The organism is Bythopirellula sp. (assembly GCF_041737835.1).
Taxonomy (GTDB): domain Bacteria; phylum Planctomycetota; class Planctomycetia; order Pirellulales; family Lacipirellulaceae; genus Bythopirellula.
This window is the reverse complement of sequence record NZ_JBGSQY010000021.1, coordinates 243,543-261,286: the sequence shown is the minus strand read 5'-3', so window position 1 is coordinate 261,286 and position 17,744 is coordinate 243,543. Positions and strand designations below refer to the sequence as shown.

The window sequence follows — 17,744 nt, the reverse complement described above, 5'->3', positions numbered from 1 at the left end:
CCAGGCAAATCGGGCCAACCTTCATGGTAATTCGGCTCGCACGGGGAAGCAAGGAATTGCAGACCTTTGAGGAGCTTTTGCCTGTCGGACGGGCTTACCACCATTTCCACGGTCTCTTCCGTTGAATTCGGCACATTTCACCATACCGTTGCGTCCCGTGGAACCGCCAAAGTGGCCCTGCAATGTTGATTAAAGTCAACAGGGATGTTGCTTTCCGGCAACACGATTTCGCCCAGGCGTTAAGTTTTAACAGTGTGTCAATCTGCGCGCCGACCGGAACATCCCGGCCGGTTCGCGGTGCGTAACAAACCTAACGGCCTTTCATGTGCGGTCTGCCAACAAGACGCTCGACGATTCTCCTTGCGCTCGCTCTGTGCGCTTTGGTGAGCGGTGGCTGTATGTCTCTGCCGCGGATCGACCCTTCCGGGGAACGCTGTTTCGTCTGGCCAAACCGGCAAGCGGCCAACCCGGTGCTGGCCTCGGGCAATCAAACGGTAGCCCCGGTCCTCACCGATCCCATTTTTCCGCAGCCTGCGGTTCCTGCTGCTGGAGCACCGGGAACCCCCAGCTTGGCGGTTCCGGCTTCGCCAGTCCCGCCGGAAACGCTCACGATTACGCCCCAACGTGTACTCGCACCGGTTGGGTCGGAAGTGATTTTGAAATCGGGCATTTGCACGGATCAAAACTTCTTGGTGACGTGCCAGAAGATTGAATGGCTGTTGGCTCGCGAAAGCGCGGGGGAATTGGTTTCGCTGAGCGGGCGGGGTTTGTTCGCCACGGCGGTTCTGCCGTGGAATCAAGGGAAGAAAATCGACAATCAATACGGTATCAGCTACACGGCCAAACACGCTCACACGATTGATCGTGGCACGCCTGACACGAGCGACGATGTAAGAATCGAACCGGGACATGCCTGGGCCAGTGTCACATCGCCCGTTGAAGGAACAACCCAGGTGACAGCCGTTGCTCCGATCGTAGAAGGCTGGCCGCAACGGCGCGCGAACGCAGTGATCTATTGGGTCGACGTGCAGTGGGAATTTCCTCCCGCGGTGATTTCAAGTAGCTCCTCGCAAATCTTGAGCACCGTCGTGCGACGGCAAAGCGACGGCACGCCGCTGGCGGGCTGGATTGTGCGTTACGAGGTGGCGGATAATTCGGGTTCTCTCACCGGCGGAAATTCAGGGCAAATTTTGGAGGTGGTGACCGGCACGGATGGCCGGGCGAGCGTCGACGTCATGCCAACGGGCGGCACGGGATCGATCACTCGGATTGGCTTGCAACTAGTGCGCCCTGCGGAACTGCCCATCGGCAACATGCCACGTTTAATCGTGGCGAACAGTTCGACGACGATCAATTGGGACGGCGGAAACAGCTACCTACCACCGGCCGATAATTTGGGAACGATCCCGACTTCTCCCATTCCTGGCAGCACACAAACGCCGGCGCCCATTACCCCGGCTCCGGTCACACCCGCCCCCACTCAGCCACAACCCAGCGGACCGGCGCGACCCGTCCTTGATGTTGAAATCATCGGCAACGAGTCGGGCCAAATCGGCGGCGAAGCCCGTTTTGAAGTGATCATTCGCAACACGGGGGATGCTCCGGCCACGGGGTTAACCATCACTGACGAATTTGATGCAGGTTTCAAGCATCCCAGTGATAACCTGGGTACGCAAAAAATTGAAAAAGGCATATCGACGATCCTCGCACCCGGGCAATCCCACAAGGAGTTCATCACCTTCACAATCACCCGAGCCGGCAATCTCTGTCACGATCTGACGGTACGCAGTGCAGAAGGTGCCGAGACGGCGAAGCGGGCGTGCATCAATGTTCCCCAAGCGGAACTTGGTAAGCAGGCCGGCATGGAAGTTCGCAAAGACGGGCCGCGGCAAAGCACCGTGGGCGAAACGACACTGTTTACGTTGTCGGTCAAGAACACGGGTGAAGTGCCACTGACAAACGTCGAAGTTTTGGATGAATACGATTCCGCTTTGCTGGCCAAACCACGCACGCAAGGTTATGAAGTGATCCGTAATCCGGACAACCGGTCGCGTTTCCTCTGGCGATTGCCAGTGCTCAATGCCGGCGAGACGAAGAGGATTGAAGTGGATTGCACTTGCCAGGCTCCAAAGCAACGCGCGTGCAGCTTGGCTTCTGTGACGGCAGAAGGTGGCCCGGGCGTCGGGGTCATTCCCAGCGCGGACGAGCATTGCATCGAGATTTTGGAAAGCCGTGCGCCGGGCGTCGGCGGGCCTGCCGATGTTGTGCCCCCCGCCGGAGCAAACCCCACGGGAGTGCGACTCTCGATTTCGCCGTACAACAAAAAACCGATCGTCGGCAGTCGAGCGACTTACCAGTTTTTTCTTGAAAACGGGTCGGCAACGCCAGACGAAGCGATTCAACTCCGCGTGATCTTCCCGCCGGAATTAGTGCCCGACATGGCGACGTTACAATCAACCGTGGCAGCACAACTCGTGGGAAATGAACTGCGTTTTAATCCGGTGGCGGAGATTCGGCCCAATGAACGGCTCAGCTTCACGGTAACCACATCGGTGCTGCGGGCGGGAATTGTCAACGTGGTCGCCGAAGCCGTGAGCAGCAAGAGCCCGCAGGGGATTCAGAAAACTGAGCAAGTCGAAATTGTGGGGTTCTAACCGCTTGCGTCAGTTAAGCGAATCGCCTACGAACGAAGGCATGCCACGCTTTGTATTACTCTATCACGAATGCCCGCCCGGTTACGAGAAACCAAGCCATTGGGATTTCATGCTTGAAGCTGGTGAAGTCCTGTGGACCTGGGAGCTGCGCGAACTCCCTGCTGGGTGGAAAGCAGTTTTGCCGCAACTTAAGAGTTCACCCAATACAATAGTTTCCGCCATGCGACTCGCCGATCATCGCTTGGCCTATCTCGATTACGAAGGCCCGCTCACCAATGACCGTGGAAACGTGTCACGCGAAATGAGTGGCGACTATCAACTGCTCGAAAGCACGGCGCAACGCATCGTCGTGCGGCTGACAACAGGAAAGCTGCAAACGACGGTCGATTTGGCTGAAACGAGTCAACTGGGCCTTTGGCTGCTGACAACACGGGACTAACCAGCTTTCGCCTGCTTCTTTGACGCCTTGCGGTCGGCACTCGCTTGGCGAGCTTCTAAGCGCTTGCGATAGGAAGCAAGATTGTCTTGCTTGATCGCTTCGACGCCACTGTAAACCGAGCCGCGACCGACAATCGGCATGCTCGTTTCTTCACCGCGACAGAGATCGGCCAACATACTGACGGCTTCAAACCCATAATTGTAGGGATCCTGCGCAATCGTGGCGTAGATGTGACCCTCTTCGATTCCCTGCAAAGTTTCGTCAACCGCGTCAAAAGTGACGAGCTTGATCTGATCGAGCTTTCCCATTTCGTTTAGCACTTTGAGCAGCACGGGCGCTTGATAAGCATTGAGCGCTAAGATGCAACCCAATTCGGGTTCTTGAGCAAGGATGTCACGAGTCACTTGGGCACACGTTTCGTCGTTGCCGTTATCTTCAAAATATCCCACCACAACGAATCGCGAACTCTTATTGCCCTCTTCGGTGTCTTTCGTGAGTTGCCCGATTCGCTCCGCAAAACCGGCGCGACGTTCAATCATGTTGGCCTTGGTATTGTTAGCCATGATGACTGCGACTTTGCCTCCTTCGGGCAACGCTTCGCTCACGAGCCGAGCACAGGATCTGCCGGCCGAAAAGTTGCTGGTCCCCACGTGGTTATGCCGTTCTGACAGCGGGGCATCCGAATCGTAAGTCACAACTTTGAATTCCCGCGCGATGTCGTTGAGTTGATGCGTTTGCCGTTCGGGGTCGAGCGGGCTCAAGGCAACGCCGTCATATTTGTTGGGGTCGAGTTTGCGCAGCAACATCATTTGGGCGTCGAGATCTTCGGTCTTAGCGGGGATCTCGACCTTGAGATTGACGTTATGGGCCTGCGCGGCGGCTTTGGCACCGGCTATCGAAGCCTGCCAATACGGGCTTTCACCGCCTGAGATGAATAGAATTCGCGCCGGGGGATCGGCAGGGGTCGCGCGAAACACGGTGGCCCGGTAAGCAAGCGCCCCGACGATAGCAATGACACCCAGGACCCACAGTTTGGTTGAATCACCAGACACGGCTCACCTCCGCCCAGAAAAGGCAGCTATCACGTGGAGTATTCGCTCCGCCAGATATGCCGCAATCAATCGAAAAAATGCAGAAAAGTGCTTACCCTTCGCCTGTACCACTTCCTTATAGCGTGGCGAGATGACGTATGCAATTGGCGAGGATGCAGGTTGGTGAGATAGCAGAACTAAGGCTGAAATCAGGTAAAATAGAACCGCTATCAGTCTGAATGGGTCCTAACAAAGGGCTGGCGTTGACCAGCTTTTCCTATCCACTAGAATTTTACCTCTCTTAACGAATCCATGGATTTCCCTGCGCGCAGACCGATTTGATGACTGTATTGATGAACGAACCCGCCGAAGATCAACCCTCCTCACCCTCCACGCTCGAAGCCGTCCGCCGCGAGAAAATGGCCAAGCTTGTTGCGTTGGGGATCGATCCTTGGGGGGGCAGGTTTGACGATCGTTTGCCGATTGGCGAAATTCGCGCGCTGGCGGGCACTATTAAATACGAACTCGAAGACGGCACGAGCGTGCCGCTCCCGGACTTCGATTCGGCTGGCCCAGACTTTAATTTCCGCCAATGGAAGGCGGACCAAGGCAAAGGGAAGATCGTCGGCCCGCGGGTGCGCGCGGCGGGACGAATCGTGCTGCACCGCGACAAGGGGAAGCTGCACTTCATCGATATTCGCGACATGACCGGACAGTTGCAATTGATGGTCGGGCAGCAACAAGTGGGCGACGATTGGAAGATCGTCGAGCTGCTGGACTTGGGCGACATCATTGGCGTCGATGGCGAGCTGGTTCGTTCCAACACGGGCGAACTCTCGATCGCGGCGGAACGGGTTCACTTTCTTACCAAAAGCATCGAAACTCCCCCCGACAAGCATGGCGGACTGCAAGACGTTGAACTTCGCCAGCGGCAGCGGTATTTGGACCTCACGTACACCGAAGGCGTTCTGGAGCGATTCCTGAATCGCACCAAGATCGTGCGATCGATTCGCGAAACGCTCAATGGGCAAGGTTTTGTGGAAGTCGAAGGCCCGACGTTGCATTCGATTGCAGGCGGTGCCGCGGCACGGCCCTTTATGACGCATCACAATACACTTGATATCGATCTCACGTTACGGATCGCGTTGGAATTGCATCTCAAGCGGTTGATGGTCGGTGGCATCGAACGCGTATATGAATTGGGCCGGGTGTATCGCAACGAAGGGATCAGCCCCAAGCACAACCCTGAATTCACGATGCTCGAAGTTTATCAAGCCTACGGCGACTACCGGGCAATGATGGACCTGACCGAGCAATGCATTTGCAATGCGATCAAGGCCACCGGCCAGCCCAACAAGCTGCAATGGGGTGAGCTGGAAATTGATTTCACCCCTCCCTTCCAACGCAGGACTTATGCAGAGTTGTTTGAAGAAGCGACCGGCATTAACGCTGCCGACGAAGAGGCGATCGCGGCCTTGGCAAAGTCGTTGCAAATCGAGACTGAAGGCCGGCATCCTGATGTGATCAAGAGCGACGTGTTCGAGGAGAAAGTCGAAGACGCGCTGATTGGCCCCATCTTTGTCATGGATTATCCGGCGAGCATTTGCCCGCTCACGAAGCGAAAGCGCGACAATCCAGCGATTGCCGAGCGGTTTGAGCTGTTTATCCACGGCATGGAAGTAGCGAACGCTTACACCGAGCTCAATGATCCTGATTTGCAGGAAGAATTGTTCCGGACGCAACTGGCCGGCATGAGCGAAGAAGATTCGATGGCCAAGATGGATACGGATTTTGTGCGGGCACTACGGCACGGGATGCCCCCCGCGGGCGGTTTGGGAATTGGAATCGATCGGTTGGTGATGTTGCTCACGAACACACAAACGATCCGCGACGTGATTTTATTCCCGCTGCTGAGACCGGAAGCTAAATAACTACAAGAATTTACCACGGAGACACAGAGGACACGGAGAATATGATGTCATCCTGAAGGAGCCTAGGCGACTGAAGGATCTAGCTGGCCATACCAACACGCATAGTAAACGTGAAAGAGTTGACACTAGATTCTTCTCGTCGTGCCAGAAGTTATGCAATTCGGCCGATCAGAATGACACGGGCTTTCTCTGTGCTCTCAGTGTCTCCATGGTGAACATTTTGCCCAAGGATGGGTCATGTACAAACTAATGCTTTGCTGGCGTTATCTACGCACGCGTTACATTGCGCTCGTCTGCATTGTGAGCGTCATGCTCGGGGTGGCCACGATGATTGTGGTCAACAGCGTCATGGCGGGGTTTACTCACGAGATGCAAGCACGCATCAACGGCATGCTGGGTGATCTCATTTTTGAGAGCCACTCCATGGATGGCGTGGCCGACGCCGAAGCCCACATGCGCAAGATTCGCGAAGTGGCTGGTGACGATATCATCGGGATGTCGCCGACGGTTCATGTGCCGGCACTCATGTATATCGACATCAACCAGCAACTGCTGACTCGGCAAATCACGCTCGTTGGCATCGACGAGAAAACTTATTCCACTGTGAGTGCATTTGGACAGTATTTGCAACATCCTGAGAACCGCGAGCATCTTGAATTTGCCTTGCGGAACAATGGTTACGACATCTACGATCACCAAATTCCCGAGAAGAGCGAGCAAAAACCGCGCGTTCAAATGGAGCAAGCCGGTTGGAAATACCGGCAGCAAAAAGCGATGCTCAAAAAGCAGCGCGAGTTGGTTTCTACCAGCCCCACGACCGATCAGTCGGCGAACCCCTTTGCTCAACAAGACCCCAACGGTGAAGAGCCTCAAGGCCGTGATTTCGACATGGCCACGGAGCAACACGTGGGGGTTGTGCTGGGCATCGGCGTGTGCGGTTTCCGTGCCGCTGACGGGAGCGACCATTTTGTCGCGCTGCCCGGCGACGACGTGCGGGTGAGTTTTCCCAAGGCGTCGCTGCCTCCCGAAGCGATTAGCGAGTTTTATACGATCGTTGATTTCTACGAGAGCAAGATGAGCGAATACGACGCCAGTTTCGTGTTTGTTCCTTTGCGAGAATTGCAGCGTAGCCGGGGGATGATCGATCCCGAGACGGGCATCGGCAAATTCACCTCGATTCAGATTAAATTGCAGCCTGGGGCGAATGCTGAGGCCATCCGCGATAAGCTACGGAACGAATTTCCGGCGCAGTTGTATATGGTGAGCACCTGGCGGGATAAGCAAGGCCCGTTGTTGGCTGCAGTCAATATGGAGACGGCCGTGCTCAACGTGCTGCTGTTCATGATCATTGCCGTCGCGGGATTTGGCATTCTGGCGATCTTTTACATGATCGTCGTCGAAAAAACTCGAGACATCGGCATTCTCAAATCGCTTGGTGCCTCGGGCAGTGGTGTGATGGGAATTTTCCTCGGCTACGGACTGAGCCTGGGGATTGTCGGCTCGGGCGTGGGGATGATTCTCGGCCTGCTGTTTGTTGCCAACATCAACGAGATCGCCGATTTGTTAGGCCGCATCACTGGCCAGCCTGTTTTCGATCCGTCGGTGTATTACTTCTATAAGATTCCCACGATTGTCGAGCCGTTCACCGTCATGTGGATTTGCTTGGGAGCAATCGCGATTGCCGTTTTGGCCAGTGTGCTTCCCGCGCGGCGTGCCGCCAACCTTCATCCGGTGAGGGCCTTGCGTTATGAGTAACATTCAGAATCCCTTTGCCGGACCGCGCGTCGCAGGAAGTTCTGCGCTTGCCATGCAGCCGGAGACATCCCCCGTGCAACTCGCTACGCGTGGATTGTTCAAGAGTTACCAAAAAGGCTCGTTTGGCATTCCCGTGCTTCAGGGAATCGATCTTTCGATCTATGAAGGCGAGTTCCTGGCGATAGTGGGTTCCAGTGGCTGCGGCAAAAGCACGCTGTTGCATTTGTTGGGAACACTCGACAAACCCGACGCGGGCGAAGTTCATTTCGAAGGTCATCGCATCGATAATCTGCCGAGTGCCAGCCGCGATCTCCTTCGCAATAAGCACTTTGGCATGATCTTTCAGTTCTATCATTTGCTGCCCGAACTGACCGCACTGGAGAATGTCCTGGCACCGGCCCTGATTGCTGAGGGAGTGCTCGGCTATTGGGCGCGGCGTGGCTCGTATCGGCGGCGTGCGGAAGAATTGTTGGAGAGGGTCGGTATTAGCGCCCGGGCCAAGCATAAGCCCCGTGAACTCTCCGGTGGCGAGATGCAACGCACGGCGATTGCCCGGGCCCTGCTTTCCCATCCCAAGGTGCTGCTGGCCGACGAACCGACGGGGAATTTGGACCGCTCGACGGGCGAGCAAATCATGGAGATTCTGCGTGAGTTGAACCAACGGGAGAAGCTCACTATAGTCATGGTGACGCACGATCCTTGGATCGCCGAGCAGGCTGATCGCATCGTGCGGCTCGTCGAAGGCCGAATCCAGCGGGCTTAGCGAACTTTGGAACGTCCTGTGGGTCTATTGTCTCACGCAGAGGCGCGGAGATCGCCGAGTTGAGTGAATATTCCGTCATTCTGATGGAGCCTTAGCGACTGAAGAATCGAGCTTCGTAAAGTGGCAATCAAGATCCTTCGGTCGGCAAGCCTCTCTCAGGATGACCAGAATTCTCAGCTCTGGGTGAACATTTAATAAAGAGAAATTATGTCGCGACAAATCTATATCAATGGCAAGTACTTTGCCTCGGAAGATGCCAAGATCAGTGTGTTCGACCATGGGTTGCTCTATGGCGATGGCGTTTTTGAAGGACTGCGGAGCTACAGTGGCAAGGTCTTCCATCTGGAGCAGCACGTGCGGCGGTTGTATGAATCGGCCCACGCGATTTGCCTGGAGATCCCCCTGTCGCAAGCCGAGATGTGCGAAGCGATCAATGCCACGGTCAAGAAAAACAATCTCACTGATTGCTACATCCGTGCGGTCGTGACGCGCGGAGCAGGGACTCTGGGGCTCGATCCCAACCGTTGTAGTAACCCTCAAATCATTATCATCGCTGATGCGATCGCGCTATATCCGAAAGAGATGTACGAAAACGGTCTGGAGATTATCACGACCAGCACGATTCGCAATCATCCGGCAGCGCTCAGTCCACGGATCAAATCGCTCAACTATCTCAACAATATTCTCGCCAAGCTGGAAGGCTTGAAAGCGGGCTGCGTGGAAGCTTTGATGCTCAACCATAAAGGCGAAGTCGCCGAATGCACGGGCGATAATATTTTCCTAGTCCGTGATGGTGTGATTTACACACCTCCGTATGATGCGGGCATCCTGGGGGGTATCACGCGCGAGGCCGTGATTGAGCTTGCTATCGCCGCGGGCATCGAAGTGAAAGAAATTGCACTTACCAAGCACGATGTTTACGTGGCCGATGAGTGTTTTCTCACGGGGACTGCCGCGGAAGTGATCCCGGTCGTGAAAGTGGATGATCGATCGATTGGTACTGGCAAGCCGGGACCCGTGACGCTCGATTTGAAAGAGCGATTTCATAAGTACGCGCGGTCGTGATTTGCCCGGGGCCAAGTCCGGGCCAGGATGACCCGGCTAAATGCGGGTGTTATTCCACGCGCCAGTCGGCCAAGTGAATTTCGACCGACGAGCGACCGCGGAAATGATTAATCACGGGGCGAAACGCAATCGACATCGGTCCATCCACGCGGGCGAGTTCTTCTTCCCAGTCGCCGCCACCAAAGGCCACGGCCCGCATTTTCACTCCGTACTGATCGAACATCATCGAGAGATGCTTACCGGTGGAACCCATCCGCTTCAATCCGCCGGAAAGTCGTACGTCGCTAGCACAAAAGAGTGGCCGCGAATTGCCATGCCCGAAGGGAGCCAGATTCTCGATCTGTTCAACGATCTGCCGGGTGAGCATTTGCAGCGATGCCTCGGCGTCGACTTGCAATTCCACACAGCGCTCGGCATTGCACAGCTTTTCGGTGGCGACGCGGCAGAACTCTTGGCGGAAAGCAGCCAGATTTTGGGGCGTCACCCGGAGCCCAGCCGCCGCGGCATGGCCCCCATGGCTTTCAAGTAAGTGGCCGCATTCAGCGAGTGCTTCGTGCAGATTAAAGCCCGGAATGCTTCGAGCCGATCCTAGTCCAGGTTTAATTCCCAGCGGATCGTTAGCAATCATCACCACCGGGCAATTGAACTTCTCCGCAAGGCGACCGGCTACGATGCCGATTACGCCCGCATGCCATTCGTGGTCGGCAAGAACTAACGCCGTGGCTTGTTCGGGATCGCCAAAATCGCGAGCTTGCTTCAAGGCGGAACGCGACATGGTGCGTTCCATCGATTGGCGCTGCACGTTCATTTCTTCCATGTACTGGGCAATCGTATCGGCGCGTTGCTGGTTTTCGGTGGTTAGCAATTCGAGCGCCAATTCCGCCTGCCCAAGACGACCGGCCGCGTTTAGCCGTGGCCCAATCGTGTAGCCTAAATCATCGCATTCGAGCCGTTGTTTTTCGTCCAGTTTAGTGCAGCGCATCAAGGCGGCGATGCCAACCGTCGGCTGCGATCTCAAGCAGCCGAGACCGTAACGTACCAGAATACGATTCTCATCAACGAGCGGCACGACATCGGCCACGGTGCCAATCGCCGCGAGTCCGACGGCTTGCAGCAAAAAATTCTTCAGGCGATCGGTGACCTTTTGACCGTTGCTGGCTTGTTGGCAAATAGCCCAAGCGACTTTAAACGCCACAGCAGCGCCACAAAGGCCCGGGAATGGATACGGATCGTGCGGCAAACCAGGATGCACAATTGCCGCCGCTGGAGGCAATTCCGCGGCGAGCTGATGATGGTCCGTAATTACAAGGGTCAGCCCCAAGTCGCGAGCACGCTTCGCCTCGGCCACGCTTGCGACCCCGCAATCCACGGTGATGACCAGCTTGGTGCCTTGCGCGGCAATTTTCTCGATGGCCTCAGCGTTGAGGCTGTAGCCTTCCTCGATCCGATGCGGTATGTAGAAATCGACCTCGGCATGGAGTAGCTTCAAGCAGCGTAACAAAATGGCCGTGGCGGTCATGCCGTCGGCATCGTAATCGCCGTAGATCGTGATCCGCTGCTTAGCTTCGACGGCGGCGTAGATAATCTCGGCCGCGCGTGTGGCGCCAGGAAGTTCAGCCGGCTCGCGCAGTCCGTTGAGTTTGGGGTCGACAAATTGTCGCGCGAGCTGGGGATCGGTAATGCCACGTGTGACAAGCAGCCTGGCAACCACATTGGAGATACCCGCCGCGCGTTCCAACATCGCGACCTCGTGAGCATCATGAGTCGCTATGCGCCAGCGTTTGGGCATTCGTCCGTGAACCTGTAAGATGGAAATCTGTCGGTGATTATCGCTAAGTTAAGGCGGCTCCGCAGGATGACAAGCCTTTAACTCTAACAAACCGAGCTTATTTCTTCTTTTCGTTATGCACGGTATGCCGGCGCAGACGAGGCGAATATTTCTTGAGCTTCAACTTTTCGCCACCCAATTTGCGGCGGATCGTGTAGTTGTAATCGCCCGTTTCTTCGCAAACGAGGAAGACGGTTTCCACTTTTTTCTTGCGCTTGCCAGTTTTCTTAGCCATCTTAAATGCTCAAATAATCGTTCAGGATTGCGACCCGCCTCGTAGAGCCGAGGTGGTCGAGTCGATGCGAAACTACAGATTGTAAGATTTTTGGCCGGATTCTTCCAGTGGTGAAATCACGGGCAAAGGCGACCGGGAGACTCTGAAATGTGCGGAATTTGGGCAAAAACAAAAGGCCCTGAGAGACAGTCCCCCCAAGGCCTTTTGAATTATTTGCATCTTAAATATCAGTTCAGCTCAAAACCTCGAAACCGAGATCTAAGAGAAACCCGAGATCATTGCCACCATTGTCTTCCAAGCCGTCAGTGCCGCGGCCGCCGCTCAGAATGGACAACAAGCTCACTTCGACATCGGTGAGGGCCAAGGCATCGTTACCGGCACCCAATTCGACCGTCAGCAGATCAAAGGCCGCATCAACGAGTTCCACGCGGTCGGTGCCGCCGAAGGTGGCAATAATAGCGATACTCGTATCCACGGTGGCAAAGAGGACGAAATCATCCCCACCGCCGGTGAGCACAGTAATCGTATCTGCCTCAACACCCAAAACACTAACATTATTGGTACCACCGGCAATTACACCCACGCTGCCGCCAATGACGGCACTTTCCACTTGAGTGGTGTTGTTACCGGCACCAAGGCTCATGGCGACGTTGCCACCCACTTCGGCAACGAACACCGCACCGTAATCGTCGCCGCCACCTAGCGACATCGTCACGTCGCCGCCGATGACCATATCGACTACGCCAGCGATATCGTTTCCGGAACCAGTCGTTACGCTCACATCATCGGCAACGTAAGTCCGATCGCCTTCAAAGAACAAAAGACCATCAAGATTTTGGAAATCAATGTTCCCGCTGGTATCCACCAAGGTCAAATCGTCTCCGATGGCCATGTCGGTCGTCCAGACGATTTCATCGCCGGATCCACCATTGATGGTGAGATCGCGGCCGATGTTCACCGGGCCGGAATTGGTCATTCCAAAATCATAGTCTTCGGTAATTCCGATGAAAATCTGATCGTTATCCGCGCCCGCATTGATGATCAAATCGCGTGGTAGATTCAGATCGCGGCTGTTATCGATCTGGGGAAAGCCATAAATGCGAGCAACATCGTCGCCACCACCCAGATTGATGATCACATCGCGAGTCACGCCATTGACGAACAAAATTTGATTCGTGTCGCCGTTGATCGTGTCACCCAAAGGGCCACGATTCAAGATGCGGTATTGCCCTCCTCCATCGCCGGGTTCAAGTATGAAGGAATTGGGATTGGCATCGCCGGTGATCACAAGATCACCGTTCACGACCTCTACGGTCAAGTCCGCGGCGAGCGGGACTTTTTCTTCTAATGATTCAAAACTAAGACGCTTCTGCAGAGCATTACGAAACATTCTGTATTCCCCGGTTCGAGAAGATTGATCATTACCCACACGCGACGTTTGCCAACAGGTCGCTTCCATCAGATCGTGTCGCGGTGAGCTAGTCGGCCGCGAATTCAGTGCCGCTCATTGTATGGCGGTGGCGGACCAATCACAAAAGTAATTTCTCAAAATTCGTTTGTGGCAAATAACATCTTCATGATCAATTTGGAATCATCGCTCAGGTCTCGGTGATCATTACTTTTTACGCGTCTGGCAAGGTCTTGCTGTCGCGTAGGGTTGACCATTGGTGCACCCGCTTTTTTGCCGCTGCCAGCATCAACTTGCTCGTAGACAAGCCACCCAGTGGGATCCTAACGGTCGTGCGAAATATGCCGTTGAATTATGCCGAGGATTGCCTCACGCATTTACGGCAATTTCATGCCTCACTCGCGCATTTTCGCGATCTCTGGCAGTCAGGCGACCTAAATTTGAAACAGAGAATCCCTGCGCCCTGATGTGCCGTATTAGGGGCATTTTCTTGCACACCTATGTTGATTGCCCCATTCGCCCCGCAGATTCCCCTTGCATGTTCTCATCGCTTCACATTAACGGCAGCTGCTCGTCCCAGCGAATGTCGTTGTTGGAAAACTTCCTCGTCCTCGCCGTGTTGTGCGTCACATTCTTTATGTGGTCGTACAAGGTTGAGGACACATTGCTACTGCACTTGTTCTACGTGCCGGTGGTTCTCACGGGATTTTGCCTGGGCCGATACCGCGCACGTCTGATGGCGCTGTTTTGCATTCTCTGTGCGACGATTATCTTCTTGCCAAAATTTGGCAGTGAGGCGGTCACCCAGATTCCGCTGCGAAATTTGCTTGTTTTCATTCTGTGGTCCTCAACTTTGCTCCTGATCTCGATGATGGTGGGCCGGTTGAGTGACAATTGGCATGAGGCACTTGATACGCTCCGCCAGGCTCATAAGAAAGACGTGCTTACCGATTCCCTGACTGGGATCGCCAATCGACGCGCTTATGAGTTTGAATTGACGCGGCGTATCTCGCAGTGGGAACGCGATGGAACGCCGTTGATTCTGATGCTTATCGACATCGATTACTTCAAAAAATTCAACGACCGCTATGGCCATCCCGCAGGCGACGCAGTGCTACAAGGTGTTGCTCACACGCTGCAAATCATGGTTCGCAAGGCCGATCTTGTGGCCCGTTATGGTGGTGAGGAGTTCGCAATCATCCTGCCCGGCATCAGCTTTGAAGAAGCCAAAGACGTAGCCGAAAGAATTCGCCGATTGGTTGAAGAACAACGGTTTACGTATGAAAGCCTGACGCTGCGTGTGACCGTGAGCATTGGTTTTGCCCAATTGCAGGTGGGTGAGGATGCCATTTCCTTCACCAAGCGAACAGACGCAGCACTCTATTCTTCCAAGGAAGCTGGCCGCAATTGCGTTCACTATCACGATGGCACGACGTGCCAACAACACGGCATCGGCATCAAGACCGATTTCAGCGATCTTGCCGTCGATCAGGGGACTACAAGTTCCTCGGGTGACGAGCGATTTGCCGACGAAACTACAGGCCTGCCAACTCAGCGTGTCCTCATCGAAGAACTGCGGCGCCGCACGGCCGAGCGGAATCGCTATGGTGTGGATATCGTGGTAGCCCTTGTGAAGGTGGATCAATATGCCGCCACGCCAGAGAATCAACTGCGAACTTTGAAAAGCCTGATGGCGACGGTCGCGCGGATGATTGGTACGGAACTTCGTGAAACGGACTTGATTGTTCGTTACAGCGAAGACAGCTTTGGCATCCTGATGCCCTCGACCACGATTCAAGGAGCGGCTTTTCCACTACGTCGCCTTTGTATGCGGGCGGCCAACTATCACGACATGCAATATCCCGGATTATCTTATGCTGTCAGCATTGGCGTCAGCGAAGTCGGTCGCAGCGAACAGCCGGGAACCATTATTCACAACGTGGAAAACGCGCTGAATTCCGCCACGGCAGCTGGTGGCGGTTGTGTCGTTTTCCACGAACACGACTATTGTTCAATGCCGGGCTACAGTGCAGTTTAGATAGTTCGCCTATGGCGACGGACTGTAACCCATGTGCAGAAGCTGAGTACCGTCGTGCCGCGTGTTGTGGGTGAGTTCATCCCGATAGAATCGCGTCCCGATCCAATTTTGCATGGTATCACGCAGAGGATTGATTTCACGGATTGTTACGGGCACGCTGGCTTCGTAATTCCCCTGCCGTGGCACGCCCAGGCGAACATTCAGTATGGCACTCGGGCAGACTTCCCAATCAAAATCGGGGGACGGCCGATGGAACGGCAACGAAAGCTGGGCGATTTGGTCGTAGAAATTCTTCTCGCCAACGCGCACCGACCAGCGTTGAAACTCATCAAAACTAATTCGCCCCGTGTGGAAATTGGTGCGTTGCACGATAAGGCGAGCGTTCAAAGTGCCACGATACGGCGTGACGTTTCCATTCGTATCAAAGGCGGCCAGTGAGACAAGCAAGCCATCGAGTTCGACCGTGCGGTCGAGGTTGGCAAGCCCTGCTTCGACTTGGATGGTGGCAATTTTAGGCTTGATCGCGTAGTTAGCTTGCCGAGAAACCGATTGAGTTTCGATCGGAACGGGTTCGTATTGCGTCAAAAAAGTTCGTGGGGCACTCGTTGCGTATTTGCCAAGATCACCGACGATACCAGCCACGGGAATCGCTTGCCCATTGAGCGTTGCGCTGACAACGTCGGACCAACTGACGGCTGTTGTGAGAATGATATTGTCTTGCGACAAGCGGAGCCAAAGCGTTTCGCTGTTGCTCTGGCGGTCAACTTCACCAGACAGCACGCGGCCATCAGCCGTAGTTACTTGTAACGTCTCGCCTGCAAAAAGCGGCGAGGCGAGCGAAGCAACAAGCAAACAAACGATTTGGCGACTGTCGCGGGGAATAATGCCCATGAACTTGGCAAACACGAAGAAGAGAGGAAATGGACGAGGGGATCGTCTCTTCATTTTCCCGTGGCGAGGAGTCGATTTCCATCAAAAAATGCGGCGAACCGGCGGTTCGACCTCGATGAGTCGGCACAATCGCTACAACTGAGACTGTTTGGAAACTGAAGTATTTAGTCCCCAGCACGACTGCTACCCGTCTGAAGCGTGTTGAAATACAATGCAATTCGTGATGAGTCCTGCTTTCTTCGGGCTATACGCATGAACGACCAGTGGTACTTTGAAATCGGCGACGGCAATACCTACGGCCCCTATAGCTTGGAAAAGTTGCAGAAGTGGGCGGCTGCCGGGAATCTCATGCCGACGCACCGGGTTCGCAACGTGGACTCGCAGGAATGGGTGATCGCCGCCTATGTGCCGGGCCTGGAAGTCACGACGGTCATCCAAGAAGCCGAGAAACCTGCCGAGGAGAAGCCCACGAAAGGCAAGATCGGCAATCTTGTTCGCGGCTTACGCAAGAAGGACGAATCGGTCGTTGCTGGCGAACCGCCTGATATCGTGGGAATGTGTGACGAGGTTCTCAAAGAAGCTTTTCAGCGCGGTGCCTCGGATATCCATATCGATCCAGAGAAAAGTATCACGCTCATTCAAATTCGCGTTGACGGCGATTTGGAAACGATTCGTAAGTTACCCAAGAATTTGCATAATGCGGTCGTGAGCCGGTACAAAGTCCTCTCGAATATGGACATCGCCGAGCGGCGGCTGCCGCAGGACGGTGCTTTCATCCATCATTTCGAAGAGGATAAGCGCAAGATCAGCATTCGTGCGGCTTGTCTCCCCACGACTCATGGCGAACGGATGACGCTGCGTCTGTTGGCGTTGGAAACCGAGAATCTCACGCTCAACCGACTGGGCATGTCGAAAAAAGCGTACGACACGTTCGTTAAATTCGCGGCGCAAAAACAGGGTATGATCTTGATGACCGGCCCCACGGGAAGCGGTAAATCGACCACGCTTTACGCCGCCCTGCGACATCGGCTCGCCAATTTCCCCGGACGCATCATTACGGTCGAAGACCCTGTGGAATTCGATATCGTGGGTGTCGCGCAATCGGAAGTGGACGACGCCGATAAGCTCCAATTCACCACCGTGCTGCGCAACATTTTGCGTAGCGATCCCGATGTGATCATGATCGGCGAAATTCGCGATTTTGAATCGGCAGACATCGCCCTCAAAGCCGCCCTCACAGGGCATTTGGTCTTTAGTTCTTTGCACACAAATTCCGCGGCCGGCGTCATTACCCGCCTTATCGATATGGGAGTGAAGCCCTTCCAGGTGGCGGCTACGCTGCGACTTTCGGTCGCCCAGCGGCTTGTGAAGCGGCTTTGCTCACAATGCCGTAAACCACGCAACATCACGGCCGTGGAAGCGGCCAGTCTCGGGGCTCCCCATATTGAAGGGAGCATTATCTACGAACCGGGGAAATGCGAACTCTGCGGCGAACGCGGTTTCCGTGGCCGGGTGGGAATTTTCGAGATGCTCGCGATCGACGAGGAACTAACACGGCGCATTATCGAGAAATGCGACGAAGTCGAGGTGTCCGACTATATGCGGGAGAATAAGATTCCGCGGCTGAAAGATGATGCGGTCGATAAGCTACTCGCGGGGGCCACGAGCTTGGGCGAGATTCTCGAAGCCCTCAATTGGTAATCGCC

Annotated in this window: 13 protein-coding genes; 8 read left to right on the top strand and 5 right to left on the bottom strand. The window is 54.9% G+C overall.

Annotated features, from left to right (window positions below):
• Positions 1 to 323: 323 nt before the first annotated feature.
• Both AC6T8Q_RS05760 and AC6T8Q_RS05755 read left to right on the top strand, forming a co-directional pair.
• Positions 324 to 2,654 (top strand): COG1361 family protein, encoded by a 2,331-nt coding sequence (locus AC6T8Q_RS05760; RefSeq protein WP_500678162.1) that lies wholly within the window; start codon positions 324 to 326, stop codon positions 2,652 to 2,654.
• Positions 2,655 to 2,694: 40 nt separating this feature from the next.
• Entirely contained in the window at positions 2,695 to 3,093 is a 399-nt protein-coding gene (locus AC6T8Q_RS05755) for a hypothetical protein (RefSeq protein WP_500678161.1), read from the top strand.
• Here AC6T8Q_RS05755 and AC6T8Q_RS05750 read toward each other — a convergent pair.
• Positions 3,090 to 4,145, bottom strand: a complete 1,056-nt coding sequence (locus AC6T8Q_RS05750; protein WP_500678160.1) for a substrate-binding domain-containing protein — start codon at positions 4,143 to 4,145, stop codon at positions 3,090 to 3,092. The genes AC6T8Q_RS05755 and AC6T8Q_RS05750 overlap by 4 nt on opposite strands.
• Before the next feature lie 332 nt (positions 4,146 to 4,477).
• On the opposite strand from AC6T8Q_RS05750, the gene lysS reads away from it, so the two are divergent.
• The 4 genes from lysS (at position 4,478) to ilvE (ending at position 9,638) form a co-directional block, all read left to right on the top strand.
• Positions 4,478 to 6,055 (top strand): lysine--tRNA ligase, encoded by a 1,578-nt coding sequence (gene lysS / locus AC6T8Q_RS05745; protein ID WP_500678159.1) that lies wholly within the window; start codon positions 4,478 to 4,480, stop codon positions 6,053 to 6,055.
• 237 nt (positions 6,056 to 6,292) lie between these two features.
• Positions 6,293 to 7,810, top strand: coding sequence for an ABC transporter permease (locus AC6T8Q_RS05740; protein WP_500678158.1), 1,518 nt, complete (start codon positions 6,293 to 6,295; stop codon positions 7,808 to 7,810).
• Positions 7,803 to 8,573 carry an ABC transporter ATP-binding protein gene (locus AC6T8Q_RS05735; RefSeq protein ID WP_500678157.1) on the top strand — a complete coding sequence of 257 codons (771 nt, stop codon included), beginning with the start codon at positions 7,803 to 7,805 and terminating at the stop codon, positions 8,571 to 8,573. Before AC6T8Q_RS05740 ends, AC6T8Q_RS05735 begins: the two co-directional genes overlap by 8 nt.
• A 207-nt stretch (positions 8,574 to 8,780) precedes the next feature.
• Positions 8,781 to 9,638, top strand: a complete 858-nt coding sequence (gene ilvE / locus AC6T8Q_RS05730) for a branched-chain-amino-acid transaminase (RefSeq protein ID WP_500678156.1) — start codon at positions 8,781 to 8,783, stop codon at positions 9,636 to 9,638.
• Between the two features lie 49 nt (positions 9,639 to 9,687).
• Here the strand turns inward: ilvE and recJ are convergent, their stop codons facing one another.
• From recJ to AC6T8Q_RS05715, 3 genes are all read right to left on the bottom strand, one after another.
• Positions 9,688 to 11,427, bottom strand: coding sequence for a single-stranded-DNA-specific exonuclease RecJ (recJ, locus tag AC6T8Q_RS05725; protein WP_500678155.1), 1,740 nt, complete (start codon positions 11,425 to 11,427; stop codon positions 9,688 to 9,690).
• Positions 11,428 to 11,524: 97 nt separating this feature from the next.
• Complete coding sequence (gene rpmG / locus AC6T8Q_RS05720) at positions 11,525 to 11,701, bottom strand: 50S ribosomal protein L33 (protein ID WP_496919503.1); 177 nt, start codon at positions 11,699 to 11,701, stop codon at positions 11,525 to 11,527.
• Positions 11,702 to 11,933: 232 nt separating this feature from the next.
• Positions 11,934 to 13,091, bottom strand: coding sequence for a hypothetical protein (locus tag AC6T8Q_RS05715; protein WP_500678154.1), 1,158 nt, complete (start codon positions 13,089 to 13,091; stop codon positions 11,934 to 11,936).
• A gap of 556 nt (positions 13,092 to 13,647) precedes the next feature.
• On the opposite strand from AC6T8Q_RS05715, the gene AC6T8Q_RS05710 reads away from it, so the two are divergent.
• A complete protein-coding gene (locus AC6T8Q_RS05710; protein ID WP_500678153.1) occupies positions 13,648 to 15,147 on the top strand; it encodes a GGDEF domain-containing protein in 1,500 nt (499 codons plus the stop codon).
• 9 nt (positions 15,148 to 15,156) lie between these two features.
• Here the strand turns inward: AC6T8Q_RS05710 and AC6T8Q_RS05705 are convergent, their stop codons facing one another.
• A complete protein-coding gene (locus AC6T8Q_RS05705; RefSeq protein WP_500678152.1) occupies positions 15,157 to 16,092 on the bottom strand; it encodes a hypothetical protein in 936 nt (311 codons plus the stop codon).
• A 198-nt stretch (positions 16,093 to 16,290) separates the two neighbouring features.
• Between AC6T8Q_RS05705 and AC6T8Q_RS05700 the strand changes: the two genes are divergently transcribed.
• On the top strand, positions 16,291 to 17,739 hold the full coding sequence (locus tag AC6T8Q_RS05700; RefSeq protein ID WP_500678151.1) for an ATPase, T2SS/T4P/T4SS family: 1,449 nt from the start codon (positions 16,291 to 16,293) through the stop codon (positions 17,737 to 17,739).
• Positions 17,740 to 17,744: the final 5 nt, after the last annotated feature.

Bases quoted from the DNA above. Each gene is read 5' to 3' on its own strand.
- AC6T8Q_RS05705 (WP_500678152.1), bottom strand. From the start codon at position 16,092: ATGAAGAGACGATCCCCTCGTCCATTTCCTCTCTTCTTCGTGTTTGCC.
- ilvE (WP_500678156.1), top strand. From the start codon at position 8,781: ATGTCGCGACAAATCTATATCAATGGCAAGTACTTTGCCTCGGAAGAT.
- AC6T8Q_RS05710 (WP_500678153.1), top strand. From the start codon at position 13,648: ATGTTCTCATCGCTTCACATTAACGGCAGCTGCTCGTCCCAGCGAATG.
- rpmG (WP_496919503.1), bottom strand. From the start codon at position 11,701: ATGGCTAAGAAAACTGGCAAGCGCAAGAAAAAAGTGGAAACCGTCTTC.
- AC6T8Q_RS05735 (WP_500678157.1), top strand. From the start codon at position 7,803: ATGAGTAACATTCAGAATCCCTTTGCCGGACCGCGCGTCGCAGGAAGT.
- lysS (WP_500678159.1), top strand. From the start codon at position 4,478: ATGAACGAACCCGCCGAAGATCAACCCTCCTCACCCTCCACGCTCGAA.
- AC6T8Q_RS05715 (WP_500678154.1), bottom strand. From the start codon at position 13,091: ATGTTTCGTAATGCTCTGCAGAAGCGTCTTAGTTTTGAATCATTAGAA.
- recJ (WP_500678155.1), bottom strand. From the start codon at position 11,427: ATGCCCAAACGCTGGCGCATAGCGACTCATGATGCTCACGAGGTCGCG.
- AC6T8Q_RS05755 (WP_500678161.1), top strand. From the start codon at position 2,695: ATGCCACGCTTTGTATTACTCTATCACGAATGCCCGCCCGGTTACGAG.
- AC6T8Q_RS05740 (WP_500678158.1), top strand. From the start codon at position 6,293: ATGTACAAACTAATGCTTTGCTGGCGTTATCTACGCACGCGTTACATT.
- AC6T8Q_RS05700 (WP_500678151.1), top strand. From the start codon at position 16,291: ATGAACGACCAGTGGTACTTTGAAATCGGCGACGGCAATACCTACGGC.
- AC6T8Q_RS05760 (WP_500678162.1), top strand. From the start codon at position 324: ATGTGCGGTCTGCCAACAAGACGCTCGACGATTCTCCTTGCGCTCGCT.